6 protein-coding genes are annotated in these 5,698 nt (G+C 73.7%); 5 read left to right on the top strand and 1 reads right to left on the bottom strand.

Annotated features, from left to right (window positions below; all coding sequences use genetic code 11):
- A partial coding sequence (locus tag DQW06_RS08470; protein ID WP_157983373.1) for an iron ABC transporter permease occupies positions 1–899 on the bottom strand: 899 nt, incomplete at its 3' end.
- Positions 900–1,395: 496 nt separating this feature from the next.
- Here DQW06_RS08470 and DQW06_RS08465 point away from each other — a divergent pair.
- The 5 genes from DQW06_RS08465 to DQW06_RS08445 all read left to right on the top strand — a co-directional run bounded on the left by DQW06_RS08465 (position 1,396) and on the right by DQW06_RS08445 (position 5,692).
- A complete protein-coding gene (locus DQW06_RS08465; protein ID WP_013155271.1) occupies positions 1,396–2,055 on the top strand; it encodes an HNH endonuclease family protein in 660 nt (219 codons plus the stop codon).
- A gap of 301 nt (positions 2,056–2,356) precedes the next feature.
- Complete coding sequence (locus tag DQW06_RS08460) at positions 2,357–3,625, top strand: beta-ketoacyl synthase (RefSeq protein WP_013155269.1); 1,269 nt, start codon at positions 2,357–2,359, stop codon at positions 3,623–3,625.
- Positions 3,622–4,833 carry a beta-ketoacyl synthase N-terminal-like domain-containing protein gene (locus DQW06_RS08455; protein WP_117198246.1) on the top strand — a complete coding sequence of 404 codons (1,212 nt, stop codon included), beginning with the start codon at positions 3,622–3,624 and terminating at the stop codon, positions 4,831–4,833. Before DQW06_RS08460 ends, DQW06_RS08455 begins: the two co-directional genes overlap by 4 nt.
- 120 nt (positions 4,834–4,953) lie before the next feature.
- Positions 4,954–5,214, top strand: a complete 261-nt coding sequence (locus tag DQW06_RS08450; RefSeq protein WP_013155267.1) for an acyl carrier protein — start codon at positions 4,954–4,956, stop codon at positions 5,212–5,214.
- A 4-nt stretch (positions 5,215–5,218) separates the two neighbouring features.
- Positions 5,219–5,692, top strand: a complete 474-nt coding sequence (locus tag DQW06_RS08445) for an SRPBCC family protein (RefSeq protein WP_013155266.1) — start codon at positions 5,219–5,221, stop codon at positions 5,690–5,692.
- Positions 5,693–5,698 lie beyond the last annotated feature (6 nt).

Genomic DNA, 5,698 nt, shown 5'->3' with positions numbered 1-5,698 from the left:
ATGTGGGGGATGACCAGGCCGACGAAGCCGATCGCGCCGCTGACGGCGACCATGGCCCCGGTCATGACCGCGGTCACCGCGAACAGGACCCTGCGCTGCCCGGCCGCGTCCACTCCCAGGCTCGCCGAGGTCTCGTCGCCCAGGGCCAGCACGTCGAGCGGGCGCGCGAGGCCGCGCAGCACGAGGATGCCCAGGACCACCACGACGGCCACCACGGGCAGGGAGCTCCAGGTGGCCGCGCCGAAGCTCCCCATGGTCCAGAAGAGCACGGTGGCGGTGGCCTCGCTGCTCGGCGCCAGGTAGACGATCACGCTCATCACGGCCTGGAAGCCGAAGGAGAGCGCCACCCCGGTGAGCACCAGGCGCAGGGGGGTGACCCCCGTGGGGGAGCGGGCGACGAGGTGGACGAGCAGCGTCGCGCCCAGCGCGCCCAGGAAGGCCCCGGCGGAGACCGCGTGGATACCGAGCGCGGACAGTGCGCCCAGCACGCTGACCAGTACCGCGCCGACGGAGGCGCCCGAGGAGACCCCCAGGATGTAGGGGTCGGCGAGGGCGTTGCGGACCATGGCCTGGACGGCCACGCCCACGACCCCCAGACCGGCCCCGACGACGGCGGCGAGCAGGACCCGGGGGGTGCGGATCTGCCAGATGATCTGGTAGCGGACCACCTCGTCTGCCTGGATCACGCCGCCGCTCAGGGCCGCCCACAGGTAGCGCACCGTCTCGGCCGGGGGGACCACCGCCGATCCCAGGCCGATGGCCAGCACCGCGGAGACCGCGAGGAGGACGCCGAGGACGACCGCGGCGGTGGCCGTGCCCGCCCGTGTGGCCAGCCATCTGACCCCGGCCGGGCCGGTCCGCCCGGACGCCGCGCCGTCGGGTGCCGCGTCGTCGGGCATCGGGCGCGTCCTGCCAGGCGGGAGGGACACGTGCCTCACCTGGTTTCTCCTCCCGCTGGGTCAGCAAAAACGATAATGGTTTTCATATTAGGGCAAAGTCGGTTCCGTCGGAACGGCCGGGGGCGGATGTGTGCACACGGCGACCCCTTTGTCCGAAACCGGCTCGGGCGTGCGCGCGGGGCCGTCCTCCGGGGCGGGTGCGCGCTGCGGACGTCTCCGCGGGATCGCGGGGCCCCGACGTGGGCGGAGGGCGTCCCGCCGCCGGTCGCGGGCCGGAACGGGCGGCAACGGCCCCCGTCTCGGGTTCGGTCGATAGCGCCTGACCGGAAGGCTGTGGACGGCAGAGCCGATTCCGGTGCGCCGATGCGCCGGACTCTCCCGTATCGCCCTGGTGCGCCCTGCGGTCAGCGGCGGGACGGGCCGCCCGCGGGTTACCCGTGTGCACTCTCCGGAAACGAACGATTGCGACCCGTAGTCAAACCCGAAGGAGGCTCGCGTGCGCGCCACCGTGGGCACCGCCGCCGCCGTCCTGTCCGCCGCCGTGCTGGCGCCCGTCACCGCACCGGCGCCCGCCGCCGCGCACGCCGCCGAGGCGGTCCCGCTCGCCGTCGCCGTCGCCGGCCTGCCCGTCACCGACGAGAACCGGCAGGGATACGACCGCTCCCTGTTCCCGCACTGGGCCGACACCGACCGCGACGGCTGCAACACCCGCGCCGAGGTCCTGATCGAGGAGGCCGTCGTCATGCCCGAGGTCGATGAGCGGTGCCGCCTGAGCGGCGGACAGTGGGAGTCCTACTACGACGGGCGCGCGCACACCGAGGCCCGCGCCCTGGACATCGACCACATGGTGCCCCTGGCCGAGGCCTGGGACTCGGGCGCCTCGGAGTGGACCACCGACCGCCGCCGCGACTACGCCAACGACATGGGCGAACCGGTCGCCCTGGTGGCGGTCACCGCGGCGCAGAACCGCTCCAAGGCCGACAAGGACCCCGCGCAGTGGCTGCCCGCCTCGGCGGAGGCGCACTGCCGGTACGTCACCGAGTGGACCACGGTCAAGGTCCGCTGGGCCCTGACGGTGGACCCGGCCGAGCACGAGGCGCTCGTCGCCCTCGCCGCGGAGTGCCCCGACGCCGTGGTCGAGGCGGAGGCGGCCTGACCCGCCCGGGGCGGAGGCGGCCAGCGCGGGGTCCGGCGGAGCGCGCCCGGGCCGGGGCGCGCCCGGGAGACGGAAGCTGGCTGGCCAGGTGGCGCGTGGGAGCGCGTTCATCGCCGAGAGGGTTGGCTCAGCGTGATACACACGCTACCGAACGTGAAAAGGAAAGCCGCGTTCTCTGCATCCCTCAGACCATGTGGAGGAAACACCGCATGACCCTGCCCTGTCACAACCCCGCGGCGGCCGCGCGAGCGGCCTCCGCCCTGGACCTGAGCCGGGCCCGCGACCTCCCCGGGGAGGCGCAGTGAGACGCGAGGCCGTCGTCACCGGCATCGGCGTGGTGGCGCCCGGAGCGATCGGCGCGTCCGCGTTCTGGGAGATGCTCACCGCGGGACGCACAGCCACCCGCCACGTCACCCTGTTCGACGCGTCCGACTTCCGCTCCCGGATCGCCGCCGAGGTCGACTTCGACCCCGCCGCGCACGGACTGGACGAGCACCAGGCCGAACGCATGGACAGGTACGTGCAGTTCGCCGCCGTCGCCACCGCCGAGGCGCTGGCCGACAGCGCCCCGCCCCTGTCCGAGGTCTCGCCCTGGCGCGTGGGCGTGAGCATGGGGACGGCGGTCGGCGGCACCACCCGCCTGGAGAGGGACTACGTCCAGATGAGCCGGGGCGGCGCCGACTGGGTCGTCGACCCCGAGGCCGCCTCGCCCCACCTGTACCGGGCGGTGACGCCCAGCGCCCTGTCCGGGGAGATCGCCGAACTGGTCGGCGCGCGCGGACCGGTGCGCACGGTCTCCACCGGCTGCACGTCCGGCCTGGACGCCGTCGGCTACGCCGCCCAGGCCATCGAGGACGACCTCGCCGACGTGGTCGTCGCGGGAGCGGCCGAGTCGCCGATCTCGCCCATCGCCATGGCCTGCTTCGACGCCATCAGGGCGACCTCGGACAGCAACGACGACCCCGCGCGGGCCTCCCGGCCCTTCGACCGCGAGCGCAACGGCTTCGTCATGGGCGAGGGCGCGGCCGTCCTCATCCTGGAGGAGGCCTCGATCGCCCGCCGCCGGGGCGCGCGGATCCGCTGCCGGGTGGCGGGCTTCGCCAACCACGGCAACGCCTTCCACATGACCGGCCTGCGCCGCGAGGGGCAGGAGATGGCGCGGGCCATCACCACCGCCCTGGACCAGGCGCGGCGCCCGGCCACCGACGTGGACTACGTCAACGCCCACGGATCGGGCACCGTGCAGAACGACCGCCACGAGACCGACGCCGTCAAGCGCTCCCTGGGCGAGCACGCGCGGCGGGTGACCATGTCCTCCATCAAGTCGATGGTGGGGCACTCGCTGGGCGCGATCGGCTCCATCGAACTGGCCGCCTGCGTGCTGGCCATGGACACCGGCGTCGTGCCGCCGACCGCCAACCTGAGCACGCCCGACCCCGAGTGCGACCTGGACTACGTGCCGGTGACCGCGCGCGAGCGGCGCACCGACGTGGTGCTCTCCGTGGGCAGCGGCTTCGGCGGCTTCCAGTCCGCCGTCGTCCTCGACCGGGGCAGCGAGGTGCGCGTATGAGCACGGTCATCACCGGACTCGGCACGGTCTCACCCGCCGGGGTGGGCGTCCCGGAGTACTGGGAGGCGGTCCGGGAGGGGCGATCGCTCCTCGCGCCGATCCCCGACTTCGACACCGACGGCTTCCACGTGCGCGTGGGCGGGAAGATCCCCGGCTTCGACCCGCACGACCACCTCGACGGCCGCTACGTCGTCCAGACCGACGCCTTCAGCTGGTTCGCGATGGTCGCGGCCGGCGAGGCCCTGCGCGACTCGGGGCTGGACCCCGCCGCCGACCCCTACGCGGTCGGCGTGCTGATCTGCAGCTGCACGGGCGGCGTGGAGTTCGGCCAGCGCGAGATCGAGGCCCTGTGGAGCAGGGGCCCCGACCACGTCGGCCCCTACCAGTCCATCGCCTGGTTCTACGCGGCGAGCACCGGACAGATCTCCATCAGCAACGGCCTCAAGGGCATGTGCGGGGTGCTGGTCACCGACGAGCCGGGCATGCTCGACGCCCTGGGCCAGAGCGAACGGGCCCTGCGGCGCGGGACCTCCGCGATGCTGGTCGGCGGAAGCGAGGCCCCGATCGGCTCCCCGTTCGCACTGGCCTGCCACGCGGGCGCCGAGGTCCTCAGCCGCGGCGAGGACCCCCGCACGGCCTACCTTCCCTTCACCGAGGAGGCGGCCGGCCACGTCCCGGCCGAGGGCGCGGCCGTCGCCGTGGTGGAGGACGAGGCCGCCGCGCGGGCGCGCGGCGCCAGGATCCGGGCCCGGGTCGCGGGGCACGCGAGCACCTTCGGCGGGGTCGGATCGTTCGACCCGGGCGGTGCCGGACTCCTGCACGCGGCCCGGGAGGCGATGCGCCGGGCCGCCGTCGCCCCCGAGGACGTGGACGTGGTCTTCGCCGACGCGGTGGGCACGCCCAAGGCCGACGCCGACGAGGCCGCCGTGCTGCGCGAGCTGTTCCCCGGCGGGGTGGCCGTCACCGCGCCCAAGACCGGCTTCGGACGCGCCTACGCCGGGTCGGGCGCGCTGGACGTGGCCGCCGCCGTCCTGAGCCTGGAACACCAGGTCGTACCGCCCACACCCAACGTCCCCGACGCGCCCAGCGGACTGGACCTGGTCGTGCGGGTGCCGCGCGCCGCGCGCCTGCGCACCGCGCTGGTCCTGTCGCGCGGCCTGGGCGGCGGCAACTCCGCCGTCGTCCTGACCCGCCCCGACCCGGTCTGACCCGCGTCGGTCTGACCCGAGCCAGGCCGACGAACAGACCCGCACCCGGCACGCGGACCGGCACCTGACACGGCACGCGCACCGGGACCCGAACCGACACACGAGATTCCGAGGAGACCCATGCCCGACAGACACATCGAGATGGAGGAGCTGGTGGAACTCATGTCCGCCTGCGCCGGTGTCCGGACCGACGCCGCCACCGCCTCCGCGAGCACCTTCGACGAACTGGGGATCGACTCCCTGGGCGTCATGGGCATCGTCGCCGAGATCGAGCGCCGTGTCGGCCGCAAGCTCGGGGCGGACGCCGAGGCGTCACCCTCCCCTGCAGTGCTGTCCACCCTCGTCAACGGGGGCGTCGCGGCCCCCGCGAAAGGAATGTGATCCCGTGCCCGGAAGCATCGAGCACAGCGTCGTCATCGACGCGCCCTACGACTTCGTCTGGGAGCTGACCAACGACGTCGCCTCCTGGCCCCAGATCTTCACCTGGCACTCCTCGGTGGAGATCCTGGAGCAGGACGGCGACACCACGCGCTTCCGCGTCACCAAGCAACCCGACAAGCAGGGGCGCGTGTGGAGCTGGGTGTCCGAGCGCACCGTGGACCGCGAGGCGGGGGAGGCGTGGTCCCACCGCGTCCAGACCGAGGGCTTCGAGTACGTGCGGATCCACTGGAACTACGAGCAGGTTCCGGAGGGCGTGCGGCTGACCTGGAGCTACCAGTTCGCCATGAGGCCCGACGCGCCCTTCGACGACGAGCAGATGACCGTCAAGTACAACCAGAACGTTCCGACCGAGATGGAGCACATCAAGAGGAACGTCGAGGCGGCGGCGCGGGCCCGGATGGAGGAGGTCACCACCTGAGCGGCG

The organism is Nocardiopsis sp. TNDT3 (assembly GCF_003427465.1).
GTDB classification, from domain to species: Bacteria; Actinomycetota; Actinomycetes; order Streptosporangiales; family Streptosporangiaceae; genus Nocardiopsis; species Nocardiopsis dassonvillei.
The sequence above is the reverse complement of the archived record's forward strand: the minus strand, read 5'-3'. Positions and strand labels throughout refer to the sequence as shown.

Coding starts and splice junctions, on each gene's coding strand:
- DQW06_RS08450 (WP_013155267.1), top strand. CDS start 4,954: ATGCCCGACAGACACATCGAGATGGAGGAGCTGGTGGAACTCATGTCC.
- DQW06_RS08455 (WP_117198246.1), top strand. CDS start 3,622: ATGAGCACGGTCATCACCGGACTCGGCACGGTCTCACCCGCCGGGGTG.